The sequence below is a fragment of the Roseovarius sp. genome (genome assembly GCF_018066915.1).
Classification (GTDB): Bacteria; Pseudomonadota; Alphaproteobacteria; order Rhodobacterales; family Rhodobacteraceae; genus Roseovarius.
Genome location: NZ_JAGPVV010000306.1, coordinates 1 through 25,681, shown reverse-complemented (window position 1 = coordinate 25,681; position 25,681 = coordinate 1). Strand labels below are relative to the sequence as shown.

Annotated in this window: 27 protein-coding genes and 1 pseudogene; 14 read left to right on the top strand and 14 right to left on the bottom strand. The window is 63.8% G+C overall.

From position 1 onward, the window contains the following. Nucleotides 1-5 precede the first annotated feature (5 nt). Both KBT70_RS17270 and rbfA read right to left on the bottom strand, forming a co-directional pair. Nucleotides 6-764, bottom strand: a complete 759-nt coding sequence (locus KBT70_RS17270) for a phosphodiester glycosidase family protein (RefSeq protein WP_296637087.1) — start codon at nt 762-764, stop codon at nt 6-8. Beyond that, nucleotides 751-1,146, bottom strand: coding sequence for a 30S ribosome-binding factor RbfA (gene rbfA / locus KBT70_RS17265; RefSeq protein WP_296637085.1), 396 nt, complete (start codon nt 1,144-1,146; stop codon nt 751-753). Before rbfA ends, KBT70_RS17270 begins: the two co-directional genes overlap by 14 nt. A gap of 161 nt (nt 1,147-1,307) precedes the next feature. Between rbfA and dapB the strand changes: the two genes are divergently transcribed. Both dapB and KBT70_RS17255 read left to right on the top strand, forming a co-directional pair. Further along, complete coding sequence (dapB, locus tag KBT70_RS17260) at nt 1,308-2,126, top strand: 4-hydroxy-tetrahydrodipicolinate reductase (protein WP_296637082.1); 819 nt, start codon at nt 1,308-1,310, stop codon at nt 2,124-2,126. Nucleotides 2,127-2,184: 58 nt separating this feature from the next. Then, nucleotides 2,185-2,538, top strand: coding sequence for a dihydrodipicolinate reductase (locus KBT70_RS17255; RefSeq protein WP_296637079.1), 354 nt, complete (start codon nt 2,185-2,187; stop codon nt 2,536-2,538). 18 nt (nt 2,539-2,556) lie between these two features. Here KBT70_RS17255 and KBT70_RS17250 read toward each other — a convergent pair whose 3' ends face one another. Then, the gene (locus KBT70_RS17250) at nt 2,557-2,748 is read right to left on the bottom strand and encodes a DUF1674 domain-containing protein (protein WP_296637077.1); all 192 of its coding nucleotides are present in this window, start codon (nt 2,746-2,748) and stop codon (nt 2,557-2,559) included. Nucleotides 2,749-2,817: 69 nt separating this feature from the next. On the opposite strand from KBT70_RS17250, the gene KBT70_RS17245 reads away from it, so the two are divergent. The 7 genes from KBT70_RS17245 (at nt 2,818) to KBT70_RS17215 (ending at nt 11,317) form a co-directional block, all read left to right on the top strand. Next, nucleotides 2,818-4,086: an RsmB/NOP family class I SAM-dependent RNA methyltransferase gene (locus KBT70_RS17245; RefSeq protein WP_296637074.1), complete on the top strand. Its 1,269-nt coding sequence runs from the start codon at nt 2,818-2,820 to the stop codon at nt 4,084-4,086. 95 nt (nt 4,087-4,181) lie between these two features. After that, nucleotides 4,182-5,936 carry a heparinase II/III family protein gene (locus tag KBT70_RS17240; protein WP_296637073.1) on the top strand — a complete coding sequence of 585 codons (1,755 nt, stop codon included), beginning with the start codon at nt 4,182-4,184 and terminating at the stop codon, nt 5,934-5,936. A 24-nt stretch (nt 5,937-5,960) separates the two neighbouring features. Further along, nucleotides 5,961-7,550 (top strand): bifunctional phosphoribosylaminoimidazolecarboxamide formyltransferase/IMP cyclohydrolase, encoded by a 1,590-nt coding sequence (purH, locus tag KBT70_RS17235; RefSeq protein ID WP_296637070.1) that lies wholly within the window; start codon nt 5,961-5,963, stop codon nt 7,548-7,550. Nucleotides 7,551-7,557: 7 nt separating this feature from the next. After that, a complete protein-coding gene (gene lspA / locus KBT70_RS17230; protein WP_296637068.1) occupies nt 7,558-8,028 on the top strand; it encodes a signal peptidase II in 471 nt (156 codons plus the stop codon). 51 nt (nt 8,029-8,079) lie between these two features. Next, complete coding sequence (locus tag KBT70_RS17225; protein ID WP_296637065.1) at nt 8,080-8,592, top strand: DUF3035 domain-containing protein; 513 nt, start codon at nt 8,080-8,082, stop codon at nt 8,590-8,592. 74 nt (nt 8,593-8,666) lie between these two features. Next, entirely contained in the window at nt 8,667-10,007 is a 1,341-nt protein-coding gene (locus tag KBT70_RS17220; RefSeq protein ID WP_296637062.1) for a pitrilysin family protein, read from the top strand. After that, nucleotides 10,004-11,317, top strand: coding sequence for a pitrilysin family protein (locus KBT70_RS17215; RefSeq protein ID WP_296637059.1), 1,314 nt, complete (start codon nt 10,004-10,006; stop codon nt 11,315-11,317). The genes KBT70_RS17220 and KBT70_RS17215 overlap by 4 nt, the downstream gene beginning before the upstream one ends. On the opposite strand, the gene KBT70_RS17210 is transcribed toward KBT70_RS17215, so the two are convergent. The 4 genes from KBT70_RS17210 to KBT70_RS17195 are packed head-to-tail and all read right to left on the bottom strand — an operon-like array spanning nt 11,310 to nt 14,681. Then, a complete protein-coding gene (locus KBT70_RS17210) occupies nt 11,310-12,305 on the bottom strand; it encodes a tetraacyldisaccharide 4'-kinase (protein ID WP_296637056.1) in 996 nt (331 codons plus the stop codon). The genes KBT70_RS17215 and KBT70_RS17210 overlap by 8 nt on opposite strands. Then, entirely contained in the window at nt 12,302-13,522 is a 1,221-nt protein-coding gene (locus KBT70_RS17205) for a glycosyltransferase N-terminal domain-containing protein (RefSeq protein WP_296637053.1), read from the bottom strand. The genes KBT70_RS17210 and KBT70_RS17205 overlap by 4 nt, the downstream gene beginning before the upstream one ends. Beyond that, the gene (locus KBT70_RS17200; RefSeq protein WP_296637049.1) at nt 13,519-14,238 is read right to left on the bottom strand and encodes a 2-dehydro-3-deoxygalactonokinase; all 720 of its coding nucleotides are present in this window, start codon (nt 14,236-14,238) and stop codon (nt 13,519-13,521) included. The genes KBT70_RS17205 and KBT70_RS17200 overlap by 4 nt, the downstream gene beginning before the upstream one ends. Further along, nucleotides 14,235-14,681 carry a TIGR01244 family sulfur transferase gene (locus KBT70_RS17195; RefSeq protein ID WP_296637048.1) on the bottom strand — a complete coding sequence of 149 codons (447 nt, stop codon included), beginning with the start codon at nt 14,679-14,681 and terminating at the stop codon, nt 14,235-14,237. The genes KBT70_RS17200 and KBT70_RS17195 overlap by 4 nt, the downstream gene beginning before the upstream one ends. A 258-nt stretch (nt 14,682-14,939) precedes the next feature. Between KBT70_RS17195 and KBT70_RS17190 the strand changes: the two genes are divergently transcribed. From KBT70_RS17190 to KBT70_RS17180, 3 genes are all read left to right on the top strand, one after another. Then, nucleotides 14,940-15,374, top strand: a complete 435-nt coding sequence (locus KBT70_RS17190; protein WP_296637046.1) for a universal stress protein — start codon at nt 14,940-14,942, stop codon at nt 15,372-15,374. A gap of 27 nt (nt 15,375-15,401) precedes the next feature. Beyond that, nucleotides 15,402-16,937 carry an alanine/glycine:cation symporter family protein gene (locus tag KBT70_RS17185; protein WP_296637043.1) on the top strand — a complete coding sequence of 512 codons (1,536 nt, stop codon included), beginning with the start codon at nt 15,402-15,404 and terminating at the stop codon, nt 16,935-16,937. 123 nt (nt 16,938-17,060) lie between these two features. Continuing rightward, a complete protein-coding gene (locus KBT70_RS17180; RefSeq protein ID WP_296637042.1) occupies nt 17,061-17,345 on the top strand; it encodes a hypothetical protein in 285 nt (94 codons plus the stop codon). A gap of 49 nt (nt 17,346-17,394) precedes the next feature. Here KBT70_RS17180 and KBT70_RS17175 read toward each other — a convergent pair whose 3' ends face one another. From KBT70_RS17175 to KBT70_RS17165, 3 genes are all read right to left on the bottom strand, one after another. Beyond that, on the bottom strand, nt 17,395-18,744 hold the full coding sequence (locus tag KBT70_RS17175; protein ID WP_296637039.1) for an aminotransferase class III-fold pyridoxal phosphate-dependent enzyme: 1,350 nt from the start codon (nt 18,742-18,744) through the stop codon (nt 17,395-17,397). Between the two features lie 115 nt (nt 18,745-18,859). Continuing rightward, nucleotides 18,860-19,468 (bottom strand): DsbA family protein, encoded by a 609-nt coding sequence (locus KBT70_RS17170; RefSeq protein ID WP_296637036.1) that lies wholly within the window; start codon nt 19,466-19,468, stop codon nt 18,860-18,862. A gap of 27 nt (nt 19,469-19,495) precedes the next feature. Continuing rightward, nucleotides 19,496-20,005 carry a DciA family protein gene (locus KBT70_RS17165; protein WP_296637034.1) on the bottom strand — a complete coding sequence of 170 codons (510 nt, stop codon included), beginning with the start codon at nt 20,003-20,005 and terminating at the stop codon, nt 19,496-19,498. An 82-nt stretch (nt 20,006-20,087) separates the two neighbouring features. On the opposite strand from KBT70_RS17165, the gene mutY reads away from it, so the two are divergent. Continuing rightward, nucleotides 20,088-21,149 (top strand): A/G-specific adenine glycosylase, encoded by a 1,062-nt coding sequence (gene mutY, locus KBT70_RS17160; protein ID WP_296637032.1) that lies wholly within the window; start codon nt 20,088-20,090, stop codon nt 21,147-21,149. A 42-nt stretch (nt 21,150-21,191) separates the two neighbouring features. Continuing rightward, nucleotides 21,192-22,331, top strand: coding sequence for an alkane 1-monooxygenase (locus KBT70_RS17155; RefSeq protein WP_296637029.1), 1,140 nt, complete (start codon nt 21,192-21,194; stop codon nt 22,329-22,331). 54 nt (nt 22,332-22,385) lie between these two features. On the opposite strand, the gene KBT70_RS17150 is transcribed toward KBT70_RS17155, so the two are convergent. The 4 genes and pseudogenes from KBT70_RS17150 to KBT70_RS17135 form a co-directional block, all read right to left on the bottom strand. Then, nucleotides 22,386-23,054, bottom strand: a complete 669-nt coding sequence (locus KBT70_RS17150; RefSeq protein ID WP_296637026.1) for a cupin domain-containing protein — start codon at nt 23,052-23,054, stop codon at nt 22,386-22,388. 42 nt (nt 23,055-23,096) lie between these two features. Beyond that, nucleotides 23,097-24,137, bottom strand: coding sequence for a fatty acid desaturase (locus tag KBT70_RS17145; RefSeq protein WP_296637023.1), 1,041 nt, complete (start codon nt 24,135-24,137; stop codon nt 23,097-23,099). 184 nt (nt 24,138-24,321) lie between these two features. Further along, nucleotides 24,322-25,173 carry a cytochrome c1 gene (locus KBT70_RS17140; protein WP_296637020.1) on the bottom strand — a complete coding sequence of 284 codons (852 nt, stop codon included), beginning with the start codon at nt 25,171-25,173 and terminating at the stop codon, nt 24,322-24,324. A 10-nt stretch (nt 25,174-25,183) separates the two neighbouring features. Beyond that, a pseudogene (locus tag KBT70_RS17135) lies at nt 25,184-25,681 on the bottom strand (cytochrome b); the annotation flags it as partial.

Sequence of the window (25,681 nt, the reverse complement as noted above, 5' to 3'; positions counted from 1 at the left end):
AGCGCCTAATCCACCGCTGCGCCCGCGTCAATCACCGCGCCCACCATCGGCCCCAGAGGAAAGCCGATGTCAGAGCGCCCAAGCGCAGGCGCATAGAGGCGAGACACCTTGCCATCAAAATAGAGCGCTTGGCGCAGCTTCAGATGATCGCGAAAGAACCGCCCGAAGGTATGGAAATTCACCGCCCGGTCCGAAATCACAAACCACGCCTGCCGCCCGTCTTGGGACGTGCCCACGCCGTTGCGGATATAGAAACTGTCGCTATCCTCCAGAAACCGCGGATGCAGCGCGCCGTCAATGACCAGCATCGGACCCGATTGGCTGGCATCTCGACAGCGCGGGCGCTCGCGCTCAAAACGCAAGGTTTCGATCACATCGGCGCGGCCCTCACGGATGCAAAAGACCCCATTGGGCAAGAGGCCAAAGTTGCCGGGACCATCGCGCGTCACAAGGCTCCGCACCTCTCGGCCCGCTTCGACATAGAGCCCAACCGGGCTGCGGTCCGCATGATACATGCCCGCATTCATTGCAAAGACCAACGCCTTGCCCTCGGCCTTGAGCGTGTCGTCGATCGCCCCGAAACCGCCCAAGGGCGTCCCGGTCTGCGCATCATTGAGGAAAAGCCGCAGATCGTCGCGCAGCATGTCTACGGCACAGACGGTGTAACTCTGTCCGTCAAAGCGTTCGGAACGACACTCTGCCGCCTGCACCCCGCCGGGGCCAAGCATCAGCACAAGCCCAAGCGCGAGCCTAGCCTTCCACATCCCGGCGCACCGTGTCTTGCTCAAAGAGACGTCGCGTCTCGTCGATCTGGTCAAAGGTCTCATCCAGCCGAAAGCGCAGATCGGGCGCGTATTTCAGACCCACCTTCTTGCCGATGATGCGCCGCAACTCGTGCTTGTTGCGCGCCAAGAGCGCGATCAGATCCTCTTGGCCTTCGCCCCCCAGTGGCATCACATAGGCGGTGGCGATCTTGAGGTCCGACGAGGTGCGCACTTCGCCCACCGTCACCGAAATACGGTTCAGATCGGGGTCGTGAATATCGCCCCGCATCAGAACTTCGGACAACGTCCGGCGGATCAACTCGCCCACGCGAAGCTGCCGTTGCGAAGGGCCGGGCCCGTCATGAAACTTGTTCTTTGCCATGCCCCGCATCTAATCGCTTGGGCAGGCATTTCCAAGCAGAGAAATCTGCCCGGCTTCTTCTTGGCAGAAATACTCCTGCACCGCCCCTGCCCCACCCGCGCCCTTGCCGCCTCAAACACTCCGCGCTATGCAGGCCCGCAACCAGCAAAGGAGAGCCGCCCATGACCGACCTGCCGGGCATCGTGATCACCGGGGCCTCTGGCCGCATGGGCCAGATGCTGATCCGCATGGTGTCCGAGAGCCCGCGCGCGACGCTCATCGGCGCGCTCGAACGCCCCGGTCACGCTTGGATCGGACAGGATGTGGGCCGCGCCATGGGCGCCGCCGACCTGGGTGTCGTCGTGACCGACGATCCGCTCGAAGTGATCGCCCGCGCCCATGCGGTGATCGACTTTACCGCCCCCGCCGCCACGCTGGAATTCGCCACCTTGGCCGCTCAGGCGCGGGTCGTGCATGTGATCGGCACCACCGGATTCGAGGCATCAGACCTCAAGCACCTCGACGCCGCCGCGCGCCATGCGGTCATCGTGCGCGCCGGCAACATGAGCCTTGGCGTCAACCTGCTCACACAACTGACCAAGCGTGTGGCCGCCGCCCTAGACGAGGATTTCGACATCGAGATCGTCGAGGCGCATCATAATCAAAAGGTCGATGCCCCCTCGGGCACGGCGCTCATGCTGGGCGAGGCAGCGGCAGAGGGGCGCGGTGTGGCGCTCGAGCGTGTTAGCGACCGCGGCCGCGACGGCATCACCGGCAAACGCACGCGCGGGCATATCGGATTTTCGGCCATTCGCGGCGGCGACATCATGGGCGAACATGACGTGATTTTTGCCGCCGCAGGCGAGCGGATCGTGCTGCGCCATATCGCGACTGACCGCGCGATATTTGCACGCGGCGCGCTCAAGGCGGCGCTCTGGGGTCTGGGGCGCAAACCGGGCAGCTATGACATGATCGACGTTCTGGGCCTCGGCGAAAACTGATCCAATCCCGCCGATCACGCGTACTCCCACCAGATCACAAACTGTGTCGGGTGCCCCAATGCGCGTTTTCCTTGCTGTTCTTCTCTGTCTCGGCCTTGCCGCCCCTGCCATGGCAGAGGGCTTTGCCCCAGTGACGAAACGCGACCGCTTCGTCGCACTGATCGAAGGGCGTGATCTCACACGTTTTGGCATCACGATCAACGTAACCCCCGATGGCCAGATAAAGGGCCGCGCCTTTGGTCGCGACGTGACCGGCGCATGGCGCTGGAATGGCGATTATTTCTGCCGTGATCTCTATTGGGGCAAGATGGACCTTGGGCCCAACTGTCAGGCGGTGCGCGTTCAGGGCAACACCCTGCGCTTCATCTCGGATCAAGGCGCCGGTCAGTTTGCCGATCTGAGCCTCAAGTAACGCGGCACGCCCCTCGCCTCAAAAGTCGATGGCAAGGCCCTTTTTCTCCCAATCGCCATAGCGCACCGGCTCGAGCCCCTCGCGCCTCCCCCCCAATTCGCGCGGCAGATCGAGCGCCTCGGCGGCCTTGCGCCGCGCCTCGGCCTCGGCCAAAGCACGTTTGGCGGCGGCGGGCAGGTCGCGCAGTTGGTCGCTGTCATCATCGGTCATGGTCGGGCTTTCCTTGGCAAGACCCCCCTGATATATCGCACAGCCAACCGCTCGCCAAGGACATGGCCCATGAAAAAGCACACCCCCACCGCCCGCTCCGCAGCGGCGCATCTGCTCGACCGCGTGTTGGGCGAGGGGCGGCTCCTGTCCGATCTCATCGCAGGCGGCGCGCTCGACCCGCTCAGCCCCGCTGACCGCGCCCGCGCGCAACGGCTGGCCTCCGAGACGCTGCGCGGGCTCGCGCGCGCCGACCGCCTCTTGTCCCGCCACCTGCGCAAGACACCGCCCCTGCCCGTCCATAACGTGCTGCGTCTGGCCACCGTGGAACTGGCGCAGGGCGGCGAGTCGCATGGCGTGGTTAATGCCGCCGTGGACATCGTGGGCCAGAGCGCGCGTCACGCCAATCTCAAGGGTCTGGTCAACGCCGTGCTGCGCAAGGTGGCCGAAGAGGCGCCGCGCAGTTGGAACGACCTGCGCCTGCCCGGCCTGCCCGACTGGCTGCGCGGCCCGCTGGTCGACGCCTGGGGCAAGGCAGCCGTGACCGCCATGGAACGCGCGCATTTCGCCGGGGCCGCCCTCGACATCACCGTGAAATCCGACCCCGAGGGTTGGGCCGACCGGCTGGGTGCGACGCTCTTGCCAACGGGGTCTTTGCGGCGCACCGATCCGGGGCAGGTCTCGGCCCTGCCCGGCTATGCCGAGGGCGCGTGGTGGGTGCAGGATGCCGCCGCCGCCCTGCCCGTGCAGGTGCTGGCACCGCAACCCGGCGAGACAGTGCTCGATCTCTGCGCGGCACCGGGCGGCAAGACGCTGCAACTGGCAACAGCGGGCGCACACGTCACGGCGCTCGACCTCTCCGAACGCCGCATGGCGCGGGTGGCCGAGAACCTCGCCCGCACCGGCCTTGCCGCCACTTGCTGCATTGAGGACGCGCGCGCGCATCAGGGCGGGCCCTACGATGCCATCCTCCTTGACGCGCCCTGCTCCGCGACTGGCACCATCCGGCGTCACCCCGACCTGCCCCATGCCAAGGACGGCTCGGATTTTGGCGCGCTCATCACCCTTCAGGCCGAAATGCTCGACCATGCGCTGACCCTCTTGAAACCCGGCGGGCGGCTGGTCTTTTGCACCTGTTCGCTCTTGCCCGACGAAGGCGAATGTCAGGTGGAAGAGGCGCTCTTGCGTCATCCGGGGCTCCGCGTAGACCGCGCGAGCCTCTCGCGTCCGGGCATTGATCCCGCTTGGATCACCGAAGAAGGCGGGCTGCGGCTGCGGCCCGATTTCTGGGCAGATAGCGGCGGGATGGACGGATTTTACATCGCCTGCCTGCGATTTTAACTCCTCCAGCCCCAGCAAAGAAACGGTGACTTGACCACACCCCACCGCTATAGTGCCCCTATCAACGCCGACAGAAGCGTCCAGAGGCACGGCACATGGCCCCATCCGATCTGATTTCCGAGCGCTGGCCAGAGCGCTGGTCGCGCCTGCTCAACCGGCTTGCGGCGCGGCGCGCCGCCCTCAGCCGACCCGCCACCGCCTTTCTGTCGCAGCCAGAGCCGCGCAGCATCGGCTACCTCGCCCGTGGCCGACAGCTTTGCGCCGGCAATTTCGTCTTTGCCGGGCACTTGATCGAGGCACCGGGCATCAGCCTCTGGGATCTTGATCCGCCCGACCCGGCCTTTGCCGCAGAATTGCACGGCTTTGGCTGGCTCGACGATCTGGCAGCAGCAGGCGATACCGTTGCCCGCGCCCGCGCCCAAGACTGGCTCTGGACATGGATCGACCGCTACGGCAACGGCACTGGGCCGGGATGGACCCCGGACTTAACCGGCCGCCGCCTGATTCGCTGGATCAGCCAGGCGCTCTTTGTGCTCAGCGGTCAGCCATCAGAGGCTTCGGCCCCTTTCTACCGCTCCTTGGCGCAGCAGACCGCCTTCCTTGCCCGACGCTGGCAGGCCGCCCGCCCCGGCCTGCCCCGGTTCGAGGCGCTGACAGGCCTCATCTATGCCGGTTTGTCCCTCGAGGGGATGCAAACCCATCTCGATCCGGCGCTGAGCGCGCTGGCGCGGGAATGTGACAGCCAGATCGACGCACAGGGCGGCGTGCCCACCCGCAATCCCGAAGACCTGCTCGAGGTTTTTACCCTGCTCACATGGGCCGCCATGGCGCTCAGCGAATCCGGCAGGACCGCAGGCGAGGCGCATTGGCGCGCGATCGAACGCATCGCCCCCACCCTGCGCAGCCTGCGCCATGCCGATGGCGGTCTCGCGCGCTTTCACGGCGGCGGGCGCGGGCTCGAGGGGCGACTGGACAGCGCGCTTGCCACCAGCGGGGTCAAGACGCGGCGCATGGACGGATTGGCCATGGGCTTTGCCCGGCTTGGCGCGGGCCGCACATCCGTGATCGTCGACGCGGCCCCACCGCCCAAAGGGGCGGCCTCGTCCGGCGCACATGCCTCGACGCTCGCATTCGAGCTGACATCGGGGCGCCGCCCGCTGATCGTTAATTGCGGCTCGGGGCGCAGTTTCGGGCCGGATTGGCGGCGGGCCGGGCGCGCCACCCCCTCCCATTCGACGCTTGTGCTGGCCAGCGGCTCGAGCGCGCGCCTGAGCAACGACAAACGCCACCCCGACTGGCTGAGCGAAGCCCCGCGCACTGTGCCCGTGAACCTGACCAAGGCCCCCGACGGGCTGCGCTTTGAGGGCGCGCAGGACGGTTATCTGCGCAGCTATGGCCTGACCCATGTGCGCCAACTTGATTTGACCTCGGATGGGCGCGGTCTCGCGGGTGAGGATATGCTGCTCGCCATCGAAGAGGCGGACAAGCGCCGCTTTGACCGCGCCCTTGACGACACAAGGATGCAGGGCATCGCCTATGATATCCGCTTTCACCTGCACCCCGATGTGGATGCTTCGGTCGACATGGGCGGCGCGGCGGTATCCTTGGCGCTGCGCAGTGGCGAAATTTGGGTGTTCCGCAGCGACGGACGCGCCGCTTTGTCCTTGCAACCGAGTGTGTATCTTGAAAAAACGCGCCTCAAACCGCGTGCGACCAAACAGATCGTTCTCTCTGGCCGCGCGATGGACTATGCGACCCATCTGAGATGGTCACTGGCCAAGGCGCAAGATACCCCGGTCGGCATCCGCGATGTCGAGGACGAGGCGCTCGCCCCCGTGACCGACGAGTGAAACGACAAGGCAGGACCGCCCGACATGACCGATCACGCGCCCATCACCCGCGCCCTTCTCTCTGTTTCCGACAAGACCGGGCTACTCGAGCTTGGCCGCGCGCTCGTGGATCGCGGGGTTGAACTCCTGTCCACCGGCGGCACCGCCAAGGCTCTGCGCGACGCGGGCCTCGCGGTGCGCGACGTGGCCGAGGTCACGGGTTTTCCCGAAATGATGGACGGGCGCGTGAAAACCCTGCACCCGATGGTGCATGGCGGCCTTCTGGCCCTTCGCGACAATCCCGAGCATCAGGCGGCGATGCAGGCGCATGGCATCGGCCCCATCGACCTTCTGGTCGTGAACCTCTACCCGTTCGAGGAAACCGTCGCCCGTGGTGGAGACTATGAGGCCTGCGTCGAGAACATCGACATTGGCGGCCCGGCGATGATCCGCGCGGCGGCCAAGAACCATGGCTTTGTCAGCGTGGTGGTGGATGTGGCCGATTACGCCCCGCTTCTGGCGCAACTCGACGCGCATGACGGTCACACGACCCTTGCCTTCCGGCAAGGTCTGGCACAGGTGGCCTATGCCCGCACCGCCGCCTATGACGCGGCGGTCAGCACCTGGCTCGCCGGGGCCATCGGCGATACCGCCCCACGTCGCCGCGCCTTTGCCGGCACGCTGGCACAAACCCTGCGCTATGGCGAGAACCCGCATCAGGCGGCGGCCTTTTACACCGATGGCTCGGCGCGCCCCGGCGTGGCCACCGCCCGGCAGGTGCAGGGCAAGGAACTGAGCTACAACAACATCAACGACACCGATGCCGCCTTTGAACTGGTCAGCGAATTCGCCCCCGCCGATGGCCCCGCCTGCGCCATCATCAAACACGCCAACCCCTGCGGCGTGGCCCGTGGCGCGACGCTGCTCGAGGCTTATAAACACGCGTTCGACTGCGACCGCACGTCGGCCTTTGGTGGCATCATCGCCCTCAACCAGCCGCTCGATGCCGCCACCGCCGAAGAGATTGCCGAGATTTTCACCGAAGTGGTGATCGCCCCCGGCGCAGACGCCGGTGCCATGAGTATTTTTGCCAAGAAGAAGAACCTGCGCCTGCTCTTGACCGATGGGCTGGCCGATCCCGCCACGGTAGGGCGGATGATCAAACAAGTTTCCGGTGGCTATCTCGTGCAGGACAAGGACAACGGCCATATCAATGCCGCCGATCTCAAGGTCGTGACCAAACGCGCGCCAAACCCGCGCGAACTGGCGGATCTGCTGTTTTCGTGGAAAGTGGCGAAACACGTGAAATCGAACGCCATCGTCTACGTCAAGGACGGGGCCACCGTCGGTGTGGGCGCAGGCCAGATGAGCCGGGTCGATAGCTGCCGCATTGCCGCGCGCAAGGCGGTGGATATGGCCGAGACCCTCGGGCTCGCCGCACCCCTGACCCAAGGCAGCGTCGTAGCTTCGGATGCGTTCTTTCCCTTTGCCGATGGCCTGATGACCGCCGCCGAGGCGGGTGCCACCGCCGTCATTCAACCCGGTGGCTCGATGCGCGATGACGAGGTGATCGCGGCGGCGGATGCGGCGGGGTTGGCCATGGTCTTCACCGGCATGCGCCATTTCCGGCACTGACGCGCCCATGCGGATCGTTTTCTGGACGGCGTTCTGGGTCTTCCTGTTGGATCAGGCCACGAAATATCTGGTCGTGCACCTGATGGACTTGCGCAGCCTCGGGTCCATCGACCTCTGGCCGCCTTACGTCAACCTGCGCATGGCGTGGAATTACGGGATCAACTTCGGGATCATGGCGGGCAATGACCCGCTCACCCGCTGGGTGCTGATTGCTGTGGCGCTGGTCATCTCGGGCGCGGTTCTGTGGTGGGTCCATAGCGAACCCTTGGGCCGCTGGCACAGGTTTGCGGCGGGGCTGCTGGTGGGCGGCGCGCTCGGGAATGTGATCGACCGACTGATTTATGGCGCGGTTGCGGATTTCCTCAACATGTCCTGTTGCGGCATTTCCAACCCCTATGCGTTCAACGTCGCCGATATCGCCGTCTTTGCCGGCGCCTTTGGCATGGTTCTGCTGCCTTCGGGCAAAAAGCCCTCGTGACCTCGGGCCTTGAATGCGATAAGGCTCACATGACCTTGCAGGAGAGTGGCGATGGCGATGCCGCGTAAGACAGTTCTGACCCTTCTAGTGGCCACCCTCGTGGCCGGGTGCGGCGGGCGTGATGACGTCACGCTGAGCCGTATCCGCCATACCGGAAACGGCCCGGACGAGTTTTCCATCATCCCCGGCAAGCCCTTGCAAACGCCCGAAAATCTGGCGAGCCTGCCCACGCCGAACCCCGGCGGCGTCAACCTCACCGATCAAAATCCCCTCGCCGATGGCGTGGCCGCGTTGGGCGGCAATCCGGCAGGCGGGGTCGCCAGCAACGGCGCGCTTGTCAATCATGCCAACCGCTATGGGGCCACCCCCGCCATCCGCCAGACCCTCGCCGCCGAGGACAAGGAACTGCGAAAGGCCCATGGCCGTGTCGATGTGCTGCGCTTCCTGCCCGGCGACGATTATGTGCAGGCCTACCGCCGCGAATGGCTCGACGCCTATGCCGAGGAAGAGCGCCTGCGCAATCGCGGCGTGCTCACCCCGGCAAGCCCACCCCCGCCAGAGTGATCACCGCACCGCTTGAAACGGCGCGGCCAAGGCGTATCTTCTGAACCAGACGCGACATAGACCGGAGACCGTATATGCGACACTTCCTCGCCGGGCTGACGCTGGCCCTCTTGCCATTTGCTACCCCTACATCGGCCTCGACCTCCGATCAGGTGACGCATTTCACGCTCGACAACGGGCTTGAGGTGGTGGTGATCGAGGATCACCGTGCGCCCGTGGTCACGCAGATGCTGTGGTATCGCGCCGGGTCCGCCGATGAGACACCGGGCGTGTCCGGTGTGGCGCATTTCCTCGAACATCTCTTGTTCAAGGGCACCAAGACCATGGCACCCGGCGAATTTTCCGCCACCGTGGCACGCAACGGCGGCTCGGACAACGCCTTTACCAGCTATGATTACACCGCCTATTTCCAGCGTATTGCCGCTGACCGGCTCGAACTGATCATGCGCATGGAATCCGACCGCATGACCAATCTGCAACTGGACGAGGCCGATATCCTGACAGAGCGCAACGTGATCATCGAAGAGCGCAATCAGCGGGTGGAAAACAGCCCCGGTGCCCTCTTTCGCGAACAGAAAAACGCGATGCAATATCTCAATCACCGCTATGGCGTGCCGATCATCGGCTGGCGGCACGAGATGGAGGGGCTCGATCTCGACGCGGCGCTTGATTACTACCGGACCTTCTATGCGCCCAACAACGCCATCCTGATCGTCGCGGGCGATGTGGCCCCCGACACCGTACGCCAACTGGCCGAAACCTATTATGGCCCAATCCCCGCCAATCCCGCCCTGCCCGAACGTGCCCGCCCGCAAGAGCCGCCACAACTGGCGGAACGTCGGATTACGATGCGCGACGCCCGCGTGTCCCAGCCCTATGTGACCCGCTCTTATCTCGCACCCGAACGCGACAGCGGAGCCCAGCACAAGGCCGCCGCGCTGACGCTGCTTGCGGATATTCTGGGCGGCGGGCAAACCTCGCATCTGGCGGAGAAACTGCAATTCGAGACCCAGACAGCGGTGCAGGTCGGGGCGTCCTATTCGGGCCTATCGCTCGATGATACAACCTTTGACCTCTTTATCATGCCCGCCCCCGGTGTCACGCTCGAGCAGGCCGAAATCGCGATGGACGAGGCGCTCACCACTTTTCTCGAAACCGGCGTGGATGCCGAACAGCTTGAGCGCATCAAGATGCAGATCCGCGCCTCGGAAACCTATGCCCGTGACGATGCCGGTGGCTTGGCGCAAAAATATGGGCAGGCCCTGACCCAAGGGCTGACCGTCGCCGATGTCCAATCATGGCCCGAGATTCTCGAGGCCACCACCGCCGAAGAAATCATGCAGGCCGCGCGCGAGGTGCTGGACAGCACCCAATCCGTCACAGGCTGGCTAATGGCACCGGAGGTCACGCAATGATCCGTTTCGTTCTGAGTTTCGTCCTGCTTCTGGCCGCGCTGCCCGCGCGCGCCGAAATCGAGGTGCGGGAAATCACCACGCCCGGCGGGCTGGATGCTTGGCTGGTCGAGGATCACTCGATCCCCTTCGTGGCGCTCGAATTGCGCTTTCGTGGCGGCGGCTCGCTCGACCCCGAGAACAAGCGCGGCGTGACCAACCTGATGGTCGGCCTGCTCGAAGAAGGCGCCGCCGAGATGGACGCGCAGGGCTTTGCCCGCGCCTCCGAATCCCTTGCCGCTGATTTCAACTATTCGGTCAATGATGACCGGGTCAGCGTCTCTGCGCGCTTCCTCACCGAGAACCGCGATCAGGCGATTGATCTCTTGCGCGCAAGCCTCGTGGACCCACGCTTTGACCCCGACGCGATCGAACGTGTGCGCGCGCAGATCCTCTCGATCATCAATTCCTCGCAAACCGACCCGCGCGATATCGTGGGACAGGCGTTTGACAGCCTCGTGTTCGGCGATCACCCCTATGGATCGTCGCTCGACGGCACGGTTGAGACTGTGACAGCCCTCACCCGCGACGATATCATGGCCGCGCATCAGGGCGCGCTTGCGCGGGACCGGATCTATATTTCTGCCGTGGGCGACATCACCGAGGCAGAGCTTGCCTCCCTGCTCGACCACCTGCTTGGCGATCTGCCCGAAACCGGTGCCCCCCTGCCGGGCGCGGCCGATCCCAACCTGCCGGGCGGCGTCAAGGTCACGGATTTCGCCACCCCGCAATCCATAGTGGCCTTTGCCCAACCGGGCATTGACCGCGATCACCCCGATTTCTTCGCCGCCTATATCCTCAACCATATCCTCGGCGGTGGCGGGTTCGAAAGCCGCCTGATGACCGAGGTGCGCGAGAAACGTGGGCTGACCTACGGTGTCTATTCCTACCTTGCCGACAAGGACGCGGCCCAGCTTTGGATGGGCTCTGTCGCCTCTGCCAATGACCGTGTCGCCGAGGCGATCACCGTCATTCGCGAGGAATGGGCGCGGATGCACACCGACGGTGTCACCCCCGAAGAGCTGGAAAATGCCAAGACCTATCTGACCGGGGCCTATCCCCTGCAATTCGAGGGCAACGGCCCAATCGCCGACATCGCCGTCGGCATGCAGATGGAGGGGCTTCCGACCGATTACATCACCACCCGCAATGACAAGGTAAACGCCGTCACGCTCGACGATATCAACCGCGTCGCCCGCGACCTCCTTGATCCCGAGACGCTGACCTTTGTGGTGGTGGGTCAACCCGAGGGGCTGGAAAGCACGATCAACTGACCCCGCCGCCCTGACGCAATCCCACCCGCGTCAGGGCCGCATCCAGCGGCGCGATGTCCGGCAAGTTCAGCCGCATCGGCAGGCTTAACACCCTGCGCCGGAACGCCTCTGGCAAACGCACGGCATCCTCTTCCGTCGTGACCAGTTGCGCAGCCCTCAGATAGGCCTCGCGCTCCAGCCGCGCGAGCAGACCTGAACCATAGGCCTCCTCTGTCGCCAAGGCTTCGCAGCGCACCGGCTCTGCCCCAAGCCCGCGCAAGGTGGCAAAGAAGAGCCCCGGATCTTCACCCCCCGCAAAGGCCAAAAGCCGCGCCCCCGCCCAATCCATGCCGGTGGGTAGCGGTTGCAGATCGCCCGACATCCGGGGCATGTCCAGCCGCGCGCGCCAAAGCTCTGCAAAGCGCTCTTGCGCGGCACGCGGCCCGACCGGGATCAGCAGATCAATCCGCGCCAGCCCCGCCGCCAGAGGTTCCGCAAGCGGCCCCGCCGGGCGGCAGCGTCCGTTGCCAAACCCGCGCACCGCATCGATCACGCCAATGGATACATCCTTGACCAGCCCCGGATCGCGCAGCCCGCCCATCATCACGAGACAATCGGCAGGCCCTGCGGCCAAGGCCGCGCGCGCACAGGCCCCCCAATCCGGCGCAACCCAAGTCGGCGCGAAATCGGCGGCCAACAGTGCCGCTGACCCCACCTCTGCCGCCCCGTGGCGGCGCGGCTCTACCCGGAGCGGCCCTATGCCTCCGCGCGCAAGGATCAAAGGCGCAAACCCCTGCCGTTGAACATGTCCCACAATCGCCAGCACCGCAGGCAACGCGCCCACACCCCCCGCCGCCAGTATATCGACCGAGATCACCGGCACCGGCGCGCGCCAGCCCTCGCCAACCACCAACGCGCGCCTCGCGCGCAGATAGGCAACAGGCGTCAACAGCCGCGCACGCAGACCGGGCCGGTCCGGCGGCGTGAACCAATGCGCAGGCAGGCTCATCTCGCGGCGTCCAGCCGATCCAGTCGGTCGAGCAGCATATCCTGAATCCGGTCCGTCACAGCCGCCCCGCGCGAGGCCACATCCCAAGCCGCATGCGCCATCACCGCCGCCTGATCCGGCGCAATCAACCGCTGCACCGCCGCCGTAAGCGTCGGGCTATCGCGCACGATCCGCGCCGCCCCCGCCTCGGCATAGCGCGAATACCGGTTTAGGTAGCGACCCACATTGGGCCCATAGAGAATCGCCGAGCCATGCGCCGCAGGTTCATTGGGATCGCGCCCATGCTGGCCCGAGACCAGCGACGAGCCCATGAATGTCACCGGGGCCAGACGATACCACAGACCCATTTCGCCCCGCGTATCAGCCAGAATCACCTGCGTTGTCTCGCTTGGCATCTCGCCTTCCGACCAGACCGCCACCCGCCAGCCCTGCGCGTCCAACATGGCGCGCATCTCGGCGCAATCCTGCAAATCATCCGGCACAAGGATCAGCACGCTGCGATGCGCCAGACGGCTCACCTCGCGGTGGGTCTCGAGCACGGTGGCCAACTCGTCGCGGTGGATACGCGACGCAAGCCAGATCGGACGACTGCGCAAAAGGCCCGCCATCTCTTCGCGCTCGGCGGGATTGAAGGGCAGCGTCATTGCGCCTTCCTGAAACGCGCCCGTGACGGTCACGATCCGCTCGGGCGCCCCGAACCGTCGCACCACCCGCGCCGCACCTTCGGTCCGCGTGAGGATTTCCGTGAAGAGACTCAGCACCGCGCGCGGCATGTCGGGAAACCAGCGCCAGCTTGCCCGGTCCAGATTGTCCTCATCGGCATCGACCAGATAGAGCGGGATATTCATCCGCGCGGCACAGATCAAGAGCGCAGGCCGCAGATCGCCCCCGGTCCAGAGGCAGATATCAGGCCGCCAATGGCCAAGAAATACCTCTGCGGCGGGCAGGTTATCCTCGGGCACCGCCTGCCAGATGACCGACGACGCCGTGTCGGTGCGCGCGGGCGTTGTGGCCGCCGTGGTCAACAAGAGGTGCAATCCCCGCCGCTGCGCCGCCAACCGCTCGGCCAGATGCACCAGCGTATCGGCCCTCGCGGCATCGACCGCATGCGCCCAAATGAGCGGCCCCGGCGGTCGCGGGCGCTCAGGCGCAGGACCTGCGCGCCCGGCGCGGCGCGCATAGGCCAGATAGGCCGAAAGACTGAGCGACCGGCTCATGCCATCGCCCCGTCAATCGCCGCAAGGGCGGGTGCGATCAGGCTCTCGGGCGCGATGCCTTCAACCGGCGCACCCAGCCCACGCAGCGCCCCGGCATAGCTCTCCGCAGCCCGCCCCGCCGCAATCAGCACCACATTTTGCCCCAGCCAATAAGGGCGCGCTGCCGCCAGTTCCGCCGCCAGAAGATGCCCAGTCATCGCCGTCGCAGACCCGCGCACCTCTGCGCCACGCAAATGCGCCGCCAGACGTTCCGGGCGACTCAGCGTATCGGCCAGAGCGGCTTCGCAAGGCTCTGACGCCCCCCCCAAGAGCCGCATCAGCCGTGGCGTCATGAAACTCTGGCAACTCACGGCCTCGCCCGCGCTCAGATGCACCCAATGACTGAGATCACGCCCAACCACCCAGGCCACCCCGTCCCAATGCCCCCGCTCTCGGCCGAGACCGATCAAGAGCAGACGCACCCAGGCGTCAATCACATCCGGCGGCGTGTCCTGCACAAGCGGCGACAGCCCCCGCGCGCCCTGCGGCAGAACCGGCGCGGGCAGGTGCACCCCCTGCCCCTCTCCAATCCGGAAAACCCTCTGCGGAAGCGGTGCGACGCGCGCGCGCGCAGCCGTTTCATCCGGGGCCTCTGCCTGCCGGACAATCCGCGCGCCCTCCATCACAAAGGCGCGCGCCCTCTCCCCGTCATGGCCGAGAACGGCCCAGTCGGTCATTGCCGGCGTTCAAGCTGCGCCACAAGACCGGACATGTCATAGCCCGCCTGAGCGGTGGCGCGCAGGATTTCATCCCCACCCAGATCGTCAAACCGCGTCATGCTCCATAGCATCGTGCAGCGCGTCCCGGTGCGGCAATAGGCGAGGATGGGCTTGGGCATCTCATCAAGGGCTGCACGAAACTCATCCAGCGCCGACTGCGTCATCTGCCCCGACACGATGGGCACCCACCGCACCACAAGCCCCGCCGCCTCTGCCGCCGCCGCAACCGCGTCATAGGCGGGTTGCCCGTAATCCTCGCCATCCGGGCGGTTGCACAGAATCGAGCGATACCCAGCACCGACAATGGCGGCCACATCCGCCACCTCGATCTGCGGGGAAACGGTGAAATCTTGGGTAATCGGGCGCAGGTCCATGAGGCTCTCCAGCAGGGTTTGCCCCATCTATGCGCAAATCCATGCCCGGATTCAATGGCGCACGCGCAGCCGTGACAGAGCGGCGCGCGACGATCCGCCACGCGCCTCTTTCTGCGCCAGAGCCGAAGAATCTTGCAGGACATCCCGATTTCTGCCGAATTTTGCGGCGTTCGGCCTGCAAAACTGGGAAATCCGGGAAAACCGCGGACGTAACCTCTGGTAGAGTAGACTACCGGGTGCCGTCAGGATGCCCGGACCCACAACAACAGCGAGGGAGATCCTGTCATGTCTGGAAAGTTCGTCGTCGGCTACGACGGCAGCGTGTCATCGCGGCGCGCCCTGGAATTCGCGGTGGACCGCGCGCGCGCGCAAGGCGGCACCATCGTGCTCGCGCATGTGCTGGAATGGTCGCCCTATTCCTTCCTCACACCCAGCGAGTTGGAAGAGCGCCACAAACGCCGCCGCGAAGAGATGGAGCGCGCGGAAAAGGCCATCACCTCGACCGTGGTGGCCGAGTTGCAGGACAGCGGCATGCCAGTTGAAACCGTGATCCGCTATGGCAACACCGCCGATCTGCTCTGCCGCATCGCCAAAGAGGTGAACGCCGTCCAGATCGTCATCGGCCGCGACGGCCAGTCGGCGATTGGCGCGCGGGTGTTCGGCTCGGTCGCGGGCGCGCTCGTACAGACGGCCCCGGTGCCCTGCACCATTGTGCCATAACAGCAAGAAACAACAGGGATGATACACATGAAACGACTCGCATTTCCTGCGGCGGCGGTCGGGGCGGCCTTGCTCGCGTTGCCTGCCCATGCGCAATCCGTTGATGAAAAAGTGAACCAGATGTTTGCCAGTTCGACCGGCTGGTTCGTCAATCTGATCTTTTCCAACTTTCCGGGCACATCCTTTCCGTGGATCGTGGCGTGGCTTGTGATTGGTGCCACCGTGTTCACGCTCTATTTCGGCTTTATCCAGTTCCGCGCCGTGGGCCACGCCATTGCCCTCGTCAAAGGTGACTATTCCGACCCGAACGATGCCGGTGAGGTCAGCCACTTTCAGGCGCTTGCGACCGCCCTCTCGGGCACCGTGGGCCTTGGCAATATCGCAGGCGTCGCCGTCGCGGTCAGCATTGGTGGTCCCGGCGCGACCTTCTGGATGATCCTTGCAGGCCTCATGGGCATGGCGTCGAAATTCACCGAATGCACGCTTGGCGTCAAATACCGCAACGAATACCCGGACGGGCGCGTTTCGGGCGGCCCGATGTATTACCTGACCAAGGGCTTTGCCGAACGCGGCGTGCCCGGTGGCAGGTTTCTGGCCGTGCTCTTTTCGATCTTCTGCATCCTCGGCGCGCTTGGCGGCGGCAATATGTTTCAGGCCAATCAGGCGCATCAGCAGATCGCGGGCATCGTCGGCGCATATCCGGGCTGGATCACCGGCGTGATCTTTGCCGGTGTGGTCTTTGCGGTGATCGTCGGCGGCCTCAAATCCATCGCCAGCGTCACCGAAAAGGTCGTGCCCTTCATGGGCATCCTCTATGTCGGCACGGCACTGATCATCATTGCGATGAACGCGGATAAAATCGGCTGGGCCTTTGGTCAGATCTTCGACGGGGCCTTTACCGGGCTTGGTGTCGCGGGCGGCATGGTCGGCGCGCTGATTCAGGGTTTCAAGCGCGCAGCCTTTTCCAACGAGGCGGGCGTCGGCTCCGCCGCCATCGCCCATTCGGCGGTGCGCACCAAGGAACCGATCACCGAAGGCTTCGTGTCGCTGCTCGAACCCTTCATCGACACCGTTGTGATCTGCACCATGACCGCGCTGGTGATCATCATCACCGGACAGCTTGTGGCGGGGCCAGATGGCAATTACCTGCTCAACGAGGCGGGCACCGCAATCCAGACTGTCGGCGGCACCTCGGGCGTGGGCCTCACCTCCGCGGCCTTCGGCAGCGCGATTAGCTGGTTCCCCTATGTTCTGGCCGTCGCGGTGATCCTCTTCGCCTTCTCCACCATGATCAGTTGGTCCTATTACGGCCTCAAGGCCTGGACCTACCTCTTTGGCGAAGGCGAGACCAAGGAACTGGTGTTCAAGGTGATCTTCTGCATTTTCGTGGTGATCGGGGCTGCGGCCAACCTTGGCCCGGTCATCGACTTCTCGGATGCGGCGATCTTTGCCATGGCGGTGGTCAATATCATCGGGCTCTATATCCTGATGCCCATCGTCAAGCGCGAGCTCGACAGCTACCTTGCGCGCCTGAAATCCGGCGAGATCAAGAAGTTCGAGTAAATCAGGCTCTATCATGCAATACTCAGGGGCCAGCGGACATCCGCTGGCCCCTTTGGTTTCCCGGAAATCGTGCATAGGTGCCACTCAGCCCAACACGACCATTTCCCATAAGGAGGATACGTCATGGACAAAGACGCCTATCAGGCAAAGCTGCACGCCCAACTCGACCAATGGAAAGCCGAGATCGACAAGCTGCAGGCGAAATCGCGCGAGGCCTCTGCCGACATGCAGATCAAATACCAGGAACAGATCAAGGACCTGCGCGAAAAGCGCGCCGAGTTGGAAACCGAGTATGACAAGATACAGGCCGCCAGCCTTGAAGCCTGGAAAGATTTCAAGACCGGCACCGACCAGGCGTGGGACAATATGTCCAAAGCTATGAAATCGGCCTGGAGCCGGTTCAGCTAACACCCGATTGGAAAACGAACCAAGCGCCGTTCAAGGCGCTTGGCATGGCTCAGGCCGCCGCGAACCCGGCATCGAGTGATGACAGAATGACGTCGATTTCCGCCTCGGAAATGACCAGAGGTGGTGACATCAGGATGTTATGCGCCCCCAGACGCACCATCGCGCCCGCCTCATAGGTCGCCTGATGCACCCGCTTCATGGTCGCGGCATCCATCGGCGTCTTTTTCTCGCGGTCGCTGACCAGTTCGATGCCCATCATCAACCCATGACCGCCGCGCACATCGCCGATGATGTCGTATTTTTCAGCCAGCTTCTTGACCCCTTCATAAAGCTGCGCGCCCCGCACGGCTGCATTGTTCTTGGTATCAAGCCGCAGCGTTTCCGACAGGCACGCCACCACCGCCGCAGCCCCCACGGGATGCGCCGAATAGGTGTAGCCGGTCCAGATGTTGCCCTCAGGCCCCGCCTTTTCAAAGACCTCGGCCACCTTGTCGCCCAGAACCACGCCACCCACCGGGAAATAGCCGCTGGTGATGCCCTTGGCGATGGTCATCATGTCGGGCTGCACGCCCCAATGCCGCGCGCCGGTCCAGTCGCCGGTGCGGCCAAAGCCAGTGATCACCTCATCCGAAATCATCAGGATGCCGTAGCGGTCGCAAATCTCGCGCATATGCTTCATAAAGGACGCGTCCGGCACGATCACGCCGCCCGCGCCTTGTATCGGCTCCATGATAAAGGCGGCGATGGTCGAGGGGTCCTGAAACTCGATCTCGTCCACCATGGCGGCCGCGATCTTTTGCGCCAGCAAGGCACCATTGGTCTCACCGAACGGGTTGCGATAGGTATAGGGGCTCGGCAGATGGAAACAGCCCGGCAAGAGCGGCTCATAGGTGATCCGGAACCGGTTGTTGCCATTGACCGAGGCACCACCCCAATGGGTGCCATGATAGCCCTTTTTCAGGCTCAGGAACTTGGTGCGCGTGGGTTCCCCCCGCAGGCGATGATACTGCCGCGCCATGCGCAACGCCGTATCCACGCTATCCGACCCGCCAGAGGTAAAGAAAACGCGCGTCATCCCATCTTCGGCGAAGAACTCCTGCACCGCATAGGACGCCTCGATCGCCGCCGGGTTGGTGCTGCCAGCAAAGGCCGAATAATAGGGCAACTGCCAGAGCTGATCGGAAATCGCCTGTTTCACCACATCGTTGGAATACCCAAGGTTGACACACCAGAGCCCCCCCACCGCATCGACCGGATCATGCCCGTCAATGTCGGTGATCCGCACACCTGCGGCACTCTTGATGATCTTGGGCGCATTGGCCTGCTGCTCGCCGGGATGGCCCATCGGGTGCCACAGGTGGCGCGCGTTCATCTCACGCAGGAAATTGTCGTCTTTCATGGGGGTGCTCCGGCAGATCGTGGAATTTGATCAAATTCTGCCATCGCCGCGCGAGACTGTCCAGAGGGATAAAGGGGCCGGGATGCGCAATCCCGGCCCGATCCGGCCCGGCGGGTTACTCCGCCAGCTTTTCCTCGATGATGGCCTTGAGATCGTCATAGGCCATGTTGGAATATTTCTGCTCGTTGATCACCAGCGTCGGGGTCGACTCGACCGCATCCGCCTCGGCGTTCTGCTGATACCAAGCCACAAGCGCCTTGGCCTTTTCGGTGTCATTGAGACAGGCCTCGACCGCATCCGGCTCCAGCCCCGCGACCTTGCCGATCCGGCGCAGGTTGTCGGCGATGGCAGGCGGCTCGCCTTGGGTCCATTCCGCCTGCTGCTCATAGAGCATATCCGCGATGCCAAAGAACTTTTCGCCCCCGCCACAGCGCGCCACCATCGACGCCCATAGGCCGAACCGGTCGAAATAGACATCGCGGTAAACGAAATGCACCTTGCCGGTGTCGATGTAATCAGCCTTCAACTGCTTGAGCGGCCCCTTGTGGAAATTCGCGCAATGCGGGCACGTAAACGAGGCATATTCCACAATCGTGACCTTGGCATCCTCTGGCCCCATCGTCATCTCGACAATCTGCGACGTGTCGGGAGCGGCCTCTTGCGCCACGACAGGGCCAGTGAGCATGGCAAGGGCCAGCGCCCCGGTTGCGATCAAGTGTTTCATGTCTTTATCCTTGGTCTGATGGGTCGGTCAGTGTTGCGACTTGGTTAACACGTTGCGCGCCAGCCTTTCCAGCGCCGCCCGCAATCCGTCGTCGGTCACAGGCGCGGCGAGGCTTGTCGCGGCTTGGAGCATCTCAGGGGCCACGACAGGCGGTGTCGCCCCCTTGGGCCGATGGGTGAAATCCACCTGCCCCTCGGCAAAGCCCACGGGGGCTGTCTGGGTGATGCGGATACGTGCGATGGCATTGTAGCCGTAAACGGCATTGACCCGCTCGCGCAGCTTTTCCTTTTGCATCTCCAGCATCGGGGCCTGCGCGCCGGTGGTCAAGAGCGTGAGCGTCGCGCCCATCCCCTGCCGCGCATAAGACACCTCAACCGGGCGGGCGATGGCGGCGATGTCGTCGCCCACCACTTCGGCCCAATGGGTCAAGAGCCGCGATTGCGCGAATCCACGGCTCTCCGAGGCGCGGCGGATGCTGGTTTGCAGCAACGCCGAGGTGCGTTTGAACCCGTATGTCGCGGCCTTGCGGCTGGTCATGGTTGGCGCTCTCCTCATTGGCGCTAATCTATGGCATGTGACACGGGATACCAGAGCAGATTGCGGGGCAAGAGGGTAAACTATGCGTTATTTCGCCGAGGCTGAGAGCCTGCTTGCCTGGTATGATAGCCATGCCCGCGACCTGCCATGGCGCATCAGTCCCGCCGCCCGCGCGGGCGGCGCGCATCCCGATCCCTACCGCATCTGGCTGAGTGAGGTGATGCTGCAACAGACCACCGTCGCAGCGGTCAAATCCTATTACCTCCGCTTCACGACGCTCTGGCCCACCGTCGCCGATCTGGCAGCCGCCGAGGATGCCGCAGTCATGGGCGAATGGGCGGGCTTGGGCTATTACGCACGCGCCCGCAATCTCTTGAAATGCGCCCGCACGGTGGTGCGCGATCACAACGGGCGCTTTCCCGACACGCTCGACGGCCTGCGCGCCCTGCCCGGCATCGGGCCTTATACCGCCGCCGCCATCGCCGCTATTGCCTATGATCAACCGCATGTGGTGGTGGACGGCAATGTCGAGCGCGTGATGGCGCGCCTCCATGACATCCACATCCCCCTCCCCACCGCCAAGCGCGAACTGACCGAGGCCGCCGCCCGCCTCACGCCGCGCACGCGCCCCGGTGATTACGCACAGGCGGTGATGGACCTAGGTGCCACCATCTGCACGCCCAAATCCCCCGCCTGCGCCCTCTGCCCCTGGCGCGCGCCCTGCGCGGCCCATGCCGCAGGCACCGCCGCAGACCTGCCGCGCAAACTGCCCAAGATCGCCAAACCCCTGCGCCATGGTCACGCCTATGTGGCGCGGCGCGCGGATGGCGCATGGCTGCTAGAACGCCGCCCCGACAGCGGCCTTCTGGGCGGTATGCTGGGCTGGCCCGGCAGCGACTGGGCCGAGGCACCGCCCCCCGCCCCGCCCATCGCCGCCCACTGGCATGAGCTAGAGGCCGAGGCCCGCCACACCTTCACCCATTTTCACCTCCGCCTCCGCATCCACGTCGCGCTTTTGCCCGAGGATGCGACACCCGACCGCGGCACATTCCTGCCGGACGCCACGTTTCGGCCTGCGGAATTACCTACCGTCATGCGAAAGGTCTTTGACCTTGCGCGGGCTGCGCTAAACTCTGCACCGTGATATGCCATGATATCCAAGAGTGAAACCGCACAGGACACCCCAATGATCCCCGCCGCACAGGTTGCCCAACTGCATCGCGCCCTGCCCTTTTGGATGTCGCTCCTGCTGCTGCCCTTGGGCGTTCTGGGCGCGCTCAACGGCGGCTGGACCGTGCTTTTGCTGCCGCTGACCACGTGGTATTTCTTTTCGATCCTCGACGCCTTTCTCGGACTATATACCGAGAATGCCGATCTCGACACGCGCGAGGATCAACTGACCTGGTATCGCGCGATCACCCTGATCTGGGCCCCCTTGCAATTCGGCCTGCTCTATTGGCTGATCTGGTATGTCACCGGCCCCGGCGACGCACATCTCAGCCCGCTCGAAACCATCCTGCTCTTCTTTGGCGTGGGGGTGATCACCGGCACGATTGGCATCAACTACAGCCACGAGCTCATGCACCAGAAAAACCGGGGCGAGCGGTTTATGGGCGATATCCTTTTGGCGATGGTGCTCTATTCGCATTTCCGATCCGAGCATCTTCTGGTGCATCACCGCTATGTGGGCACCCCCCGCGATCCGGTCACGGCGCGCTATAACGAGGGATTCCACCGCTTTTTCCCGCGCGTTCTGCGGCAAAGCTGGCACTCGGCGTTTCAGGCAGAGGCCGACATGCTCGCCCGCCGCAACCTGCCGTGGCATGACCTCAAGAACCCGTTCTTCAAATATTGGGCACTCCAAGGGTTCATGGCCCTGCTGGCCGGGCTGATCGGCGGCTGGATTGGCCTCGCACTCTTTGTCTGGCAGGCGTTCGTCGCGATCTGGCAGCTGGAACTTGTGAATTACATCGAGCATTACGGCCTGACGCGCAAACATCTGGGCGGCGGCAAATACGAGCATGTTCAGCCGCGCCATAGCTGGAACGCAGCGCACAAGGCGTCAAATTGGCTCTTGATCAACCTGCAACGCCATTCGGATCATCACTACAAACCCGACCGCCGCTTTCCGCTCTTGCAGAATTACACCGAGGCGGACGCCCCGCAATTGCCCTATGGCTATCCGGTGATGACCATGGCCGCCATGGTCCCGCCGATTTGGCGGCGGGTTATGAACCCCCGCGTGCGCCGCTGGCGCGAGATGTATTATCCCGAGATCACCAATTGGCGCCCCTACAATCGCGCGAGCAACCCGTTGCCGCGATAGAGCTATGCGCTGAGCCGCGCGGGGGCGCGCAAAAAGGCTAAAACATCGTCCAATTCACGCCGCGACCTGTTCGAGCAAATGCCCCGTCTTCACATAGATCAGACAGCCCTCATCAGAATAGGGCTTGTGCTCTGACAGATGCGGGCTGCGCACCCAGCTTCCCGCCGGATAACTGCCATGCTCATCGGCAAAGGTGCCCTCGATCACGAAAATCTCTTCGCCGCCCCAATGCCGATGCGGTGTGAACCGCGTGCCGGGGGCCCATCGCACCAGCGCCACAGTCTCATTCACCGCCGTATGCAGCGGCAGCACGCTCAACCCCTCGACCAGACCGGGGCGAAACGCGGCCCGCTTTGTGTCGACATGGAATTGCTCGGTATCGGACTTGTCGAACTGGTAGAGCTTCACAAGGATCGTGCAGCCTTCCTTGGTATGCGGCTTGTGGCGTGTGCCAATCGGATTGCGCACATAGGACCCCGCCGGATAATCGCCACTCTCGTCGGAAAACACCCCCGCCAGCACGAGGAATTCCTCGCCGCCGCCATGGGTATGGGCATCGAAATACGAGTCGGGCGCGAACCGCACGATGGTGGTGGCACGCGCCACCTCATCCCCGATCCGGTCCAGCATCATCCGCTCGACCCCGGTCGCAGGCGACTGCACCCAGTCATAATCTTCGGGCCGGATCACGACACGTTGGGAAAAATCTGCATTGATGCGCATTGCGGTCCTCCTGATGGGTAGCTAGGCAGCGGACCGACGAATTCAAGCCGACTCGATCACCGCCCGTGCTTCGGCAAAAGACAACAACCGACGCGCCTTTTCGTCCCAAAGATGTAGCCGGGCATTGGCAAGGCTCTCGCGAATGGTCATCCGGTTGATCTTATCCAAGTAGCTATGATCGCGCAGCACTTCGGGCAGGCGGTAAAACGGAATGCGGCTGTTGACGTGATGGACGTGATGAATCCCGATATTGGCACTCAGCCATTGCAGCCACGCGGGCAACACATAATGCGAACTGCCCTCAAGGGCGGCATCATGCAATTGCCAATTTTCCTCAGACTCCCAATGGGTCGTCTCGAACTGATGCTGCACGTAGAATAGCCACATGCCCGCCGTCGCCGCCAGCACGGTCGAAGGCAAAAAGATCAGCAGGATCGGCATCAGCCCCCCAAACCAGCCCACAATGACCAAAATCGTAACCAGCACGGCATTGGTGGCCATCGCGCTCACCCAATAGCGCGCCTTGCCCATGAACCCGAGCGGCAGGCGGTTCTCCAACAGAAAAATATAAGAGGGGCCAAGCCCGAACAGCACCAGCGGATTGCGATAGAGCCGGTATTTCAAACGCTGAAACGGCGTAAGTGCGGCATATTCCGCCACCGTCAGCGTGTCGATGTCGCCAATACCGCGCCGCCCCAGATTGCCCGAGGAGCTATGGTGGATCGAATGTGAATGCCGCCAGACGTCATAGGGCGTGAGCGTCACCACCCCGAGTGCGCGGCCCAGCCAGTCGTTCATCGACCGGCTGCCAAAAAATGCCCCGTGGCCGCAGTCATGCTGGATCGCAAAGAGGCGCAACACAAACGGTGCAGCACAGATCGCGAAAAGCAGGGTCAACGCGTAGCTGACCGAAAGTGACCACCACGCCAGCCCCCACAAAAGCAGAAACGGACCAAGGGTCACAGCCAATTCAAACGCGGCGCGGGGCGAACTCGGCTCGCGGTATTTCGCGAGGAGTTGCGCCCATTCCCTGCCAGCGCGTGTTTCAGGTGGCAGCGGGGCGGGGTGGGATTGATCGAGCATGTGCCTGTATTTGTTGGTAGCGATTGCGAAACTCATAGAGGATTGGCGGGCGTTTGCAAACGCTGCGTCACCTTGCGCCCTGCGCTATTTGACCACGTCTTGAAATAATTCTGACCCTACGTCACGCAAAAGCCCCGCAAGACGGGCTTGCGGGGCTTTTTTGATACTTTAGGTCGCGACTCGATCAGCTCGTTTTCTTGCCCTTGATCGGCGCCCAGATCCGCTTGTTGGTCAGATAGAGCAGCACCGACAGGATGGTCAGAAAGATCACGCCCGTCAGGCCCGCATGCTTGCGCGCCATCATCTTGGGCTCCGCCGTCCACATCAGGAACGCCGCGACATCTTCGGCCTGCTGTTCCAGCGTGGCCTCGGTGCCATCGTCATACTCGACATCGTCGCCCCAGAGCGGCTGGCCCATGGCGATCCAGCTACCGGGCACGGTCGCGTGACCATGCTCGTCCTTGCACTCTTCGGGATAGCCACCCGCAGTAAAGGCCGCGTTATAGTTGCCGGGGAAATCCTCAGGCGCACATTCCGGCACTTCGTGATAGCCGGTCATCAGCGAATAGATGTATTCCGCCCCACCCATGCCGTTGAAGAGCTGGCTCAGACCGGTCCCATAGGGTCCATGAAAGCCAGCGCGCTTCTTGGCCATCAGGCTCAGGTCCGGCGCCCCGGCCGAGGTCACAGCCGGGAAATGGTCGGTCGGTGTGGCCGTCCGGAAATCGTCAAGCTCCGGGTCGAACACCTCGAACTGCTCGGAATAGGCAAACACCTGATCCTCGGGCAGGTGCGGCCCGCCCTCATCACCCAGCGTCCGCAGCGGCACGTATTGCAGGCCGTGGCAGGCCGCGCAGACCTGCGTATAGACCTTCAGACCGCGCTGAAGCTGGTTCTGGTCAAACTTGCCGAACGGACCTTCAAAGGAAAAGGCGACGTCCTCGATATGCCCCTCGCCCCCGGCGGCCAACGCGCCACCGGTCGAGAGGGACAGGGCCACAAGGGCCGCAATGCCTGTTGTCTTGAACATTGTCATCCGTCCTTTCTTATTCGGCGGGCGTGTGGGCCTTGCCATAATGCGCATCGAAATCTTCCTCGATGGTGGCAGGCTGGGCCTCGGGTTTCTCGATCACGCCCAAGAGCGGCAGGATCACCAGAAAATAGGCGAACCAATAGGCCGACGCGATCAACGAGATGGTCGAATAGGGCGGTTCGGCGGGCATTGCCCCCACCCAGGTCAAGACCACAAAGTCGATCACCAACAGCCAGAACCACCACTTGAACATCGGGCGATACCGTCCCGACCGCACCGAAGAGGTGTCAAGCCAGGGTGCCAGCGCCATCACCGCGATGGCACCAAACATCGCCAACACACCAATGAACTTGGCGTCGATGATCCCGCCGGTGATCCAGCTTGCGAACATCACCACCCAGACATCGCCGGTAAAGGCGCGCAGGATCGCGTAGAACGGCAGGAAATACCATTCCGGCACGATATGCGCGGGCGTCACGAGCGGGTTCGCTTCGATGTAGTTGTCGGGGTG

Bases quoted from the DNA above. Each gene is read 5' to 3' on its own strand.
- KBT70_RS17140 (WP_296637020.1), bottom strand. From the start codon at position 25,173: ATGACAATGTTCAAGACAACAGGCATTGCGGCCCTTGTGGCCCTGTCC.
- KBT70_RS17150 (WP_296637026.1), bottom strand. From the start codon at position 23,054: ATGCGCATCAATGCAGATTTTTCCCAACGTGTCGTGATCCGGCCCGAA.
- KBT70_RS17245 (WP_296637074.1), top strand. From the start codon at position 2,818: ATGAAAAAGCACACCCCCACCGCCCGCTCCGCAGCGGCGCATCTGCTC.
- KBT70_RS17200 (WP_296637049.1), bottom strand. From the start codon at position 14,238: ATGACCGACTGGGCCGTTCTCGGCCATGACGGGGAGAGGGCGCGCGCC.
- KBT70_RS17165 (WP_296637034.1), bottom strand. From the start codon at position 20,005: ATGACCAGCCGCAAGGCCGCGACATACGGGTTCAAACGCACCTCGGCG.
- KBT70_RS17250 (WP_296637077.1), bottom strand. From the start codon at position 2,748: ATGACCGATGATGACAGCGACCAACTGCGCGACCTGCCCGCCGCCGCC.
- KBT70_RS17145 (WP_296637023.1), bottom strand. From the start codon at position 24,137: ATGCTCGATCAATCCCACCCCGCCCCGCTGCCACCTGAAACACGCGCT.
- KBT70_RS17220 (WP_296637062.1), top strand. From the start codon at position 8,667: ATGCGACACTTCCTCGCCGGGCTGACGCTGGCCCTCTTGCCATTTGCT.
- lspA (WP_296637068.1), top strand. From the start codon at position 7,558: ATGCGGATCGTTTTCTGGACGGCGTTCTGGGTCTTCCTGTTGGATCAG.
- KBT70_RS17240 (WP_296637073.1), top strand. From the start codon at position 4,182: ATGGCCCCATCCGATCTGATTTCCGAGCGCTGGCCAGAGCGCTGGTCG.
- purH (WP_296637070.1), top strand. From the start codon at position 5,961: ATGACCGATCACGCGCCCATCACCCGCGCCCTTCTCTCTGTTTCCGAC.
- KBT70_RS17270 (WP_296637087.1), bottom strand. From the start codon at position 764: ATGTGGAAGGCTAGGCTCGCGCTTGGGCTTGTGCTGATGCTTGGCCCC.
- KBT70_RS17170 (WP_296637036.1), bottom strand. From the start codon at position 19,468: ATGAAACACTTGATCGCAACCGGGGCGCTGGCCCTTGCCATGCTCACT.
- KBT70_RS17190 (WP_296637046.1), top strand. From the start codon at position 14,940: ATGTCTGGAAAGTTCGTCGTCGGCTACGACGGCAGCGTGTCATCGCGG.
- rbfA (WP_296637085.1), bottom strand. From the start codon at position 1,146: ATGGCAAAGAACAAGTTTCATGACGGGCCCGGCCCTTCGCAACGGCAG.
- KBT70_RS17255 (WP_296637079.1), top strand. From the start codon at position 2,185: ATGCGCGTTTTCCTTGCTGTTCTTCTCTGTCTCGGCCTTGCCGCCCCT.
- KBT70_RS17205 (WP_296637053.1), bottom strand. From the start codon at position 13,522: ATGAGCCGGTCGCTCAGTCTTTCGGCCTATCTGGCCTATGCGCGCCGC.
- mutY (WP_296637032.1), top strand. From the start codon at position 20,088: ATGCGTTATTTCGCCGAGGCTGAGAGCCTGCTTGCCTGGTATGATAGC.
- KBT70_RS17215 (WP_296637059.1), top strand. From the start codon at position 10,004: ATGATCCGTTTCGTTCTGAGTTTCGTCCTGCTTCTGGCCGCGCTGCCC.
- KBT70_RS17175 (WP_296637039.1), bottom strand. From the start codon at position 18,744: ATGAAAGACGACAATTTCCTGCGTGAGATGAACGCGCGCCACCTGTGG.
- KBT70_RS17180 (WP_296637042.1), top strand. From the start codon at position 17,061: ATGGACAAAGACGCCTATCAGGCAAAGCTGCACGCCCAACTCGACCAA.
- KBT70_RS17225 (WP_296637065.1), top strand. From the start codon at position 8,080: ATGGCGATGCCGCGTAAGACAGTTCTGACCCTTCTAGTGGCCACCCTC.
- KBT70_RS17195 (WP_296637048.1), bottom strand. From the start codon at position 14,681: ATGGGGCAAACCCTGCTGGAGAGCCTCATGGACCTGCGCCCGATTACC.
- KBT70_RS17155 (WP_296637029.1), top strand. From the start codon at position 21,192: ATGATCCCCGCCGCACAGGTTGCCCAACTGCATCGCGCCCTGCCCTTT.
- KBT70_RS17185 (WP_296637043.1), top strand. From the start codon at position 15,402: ATGAAACGACTCGCATTTCCTGCGGCGGCGGTCGGGGCGGCCTTGCTC.
- dapB (WP_296637082.1), top strand. From the start codon at position 1,308: ATGACCGACCTGCCGGGCATCGTGATCACCGGGGCCTCTGGCCGCATG.
- KBT70_RS17210 (WP_296637056.1), bottom strand. From the start codon at position 12,305: ATGAGCCTGCCTGCGCATTGGTTCACGCCGCCGGACCGGCCCGGTCTG.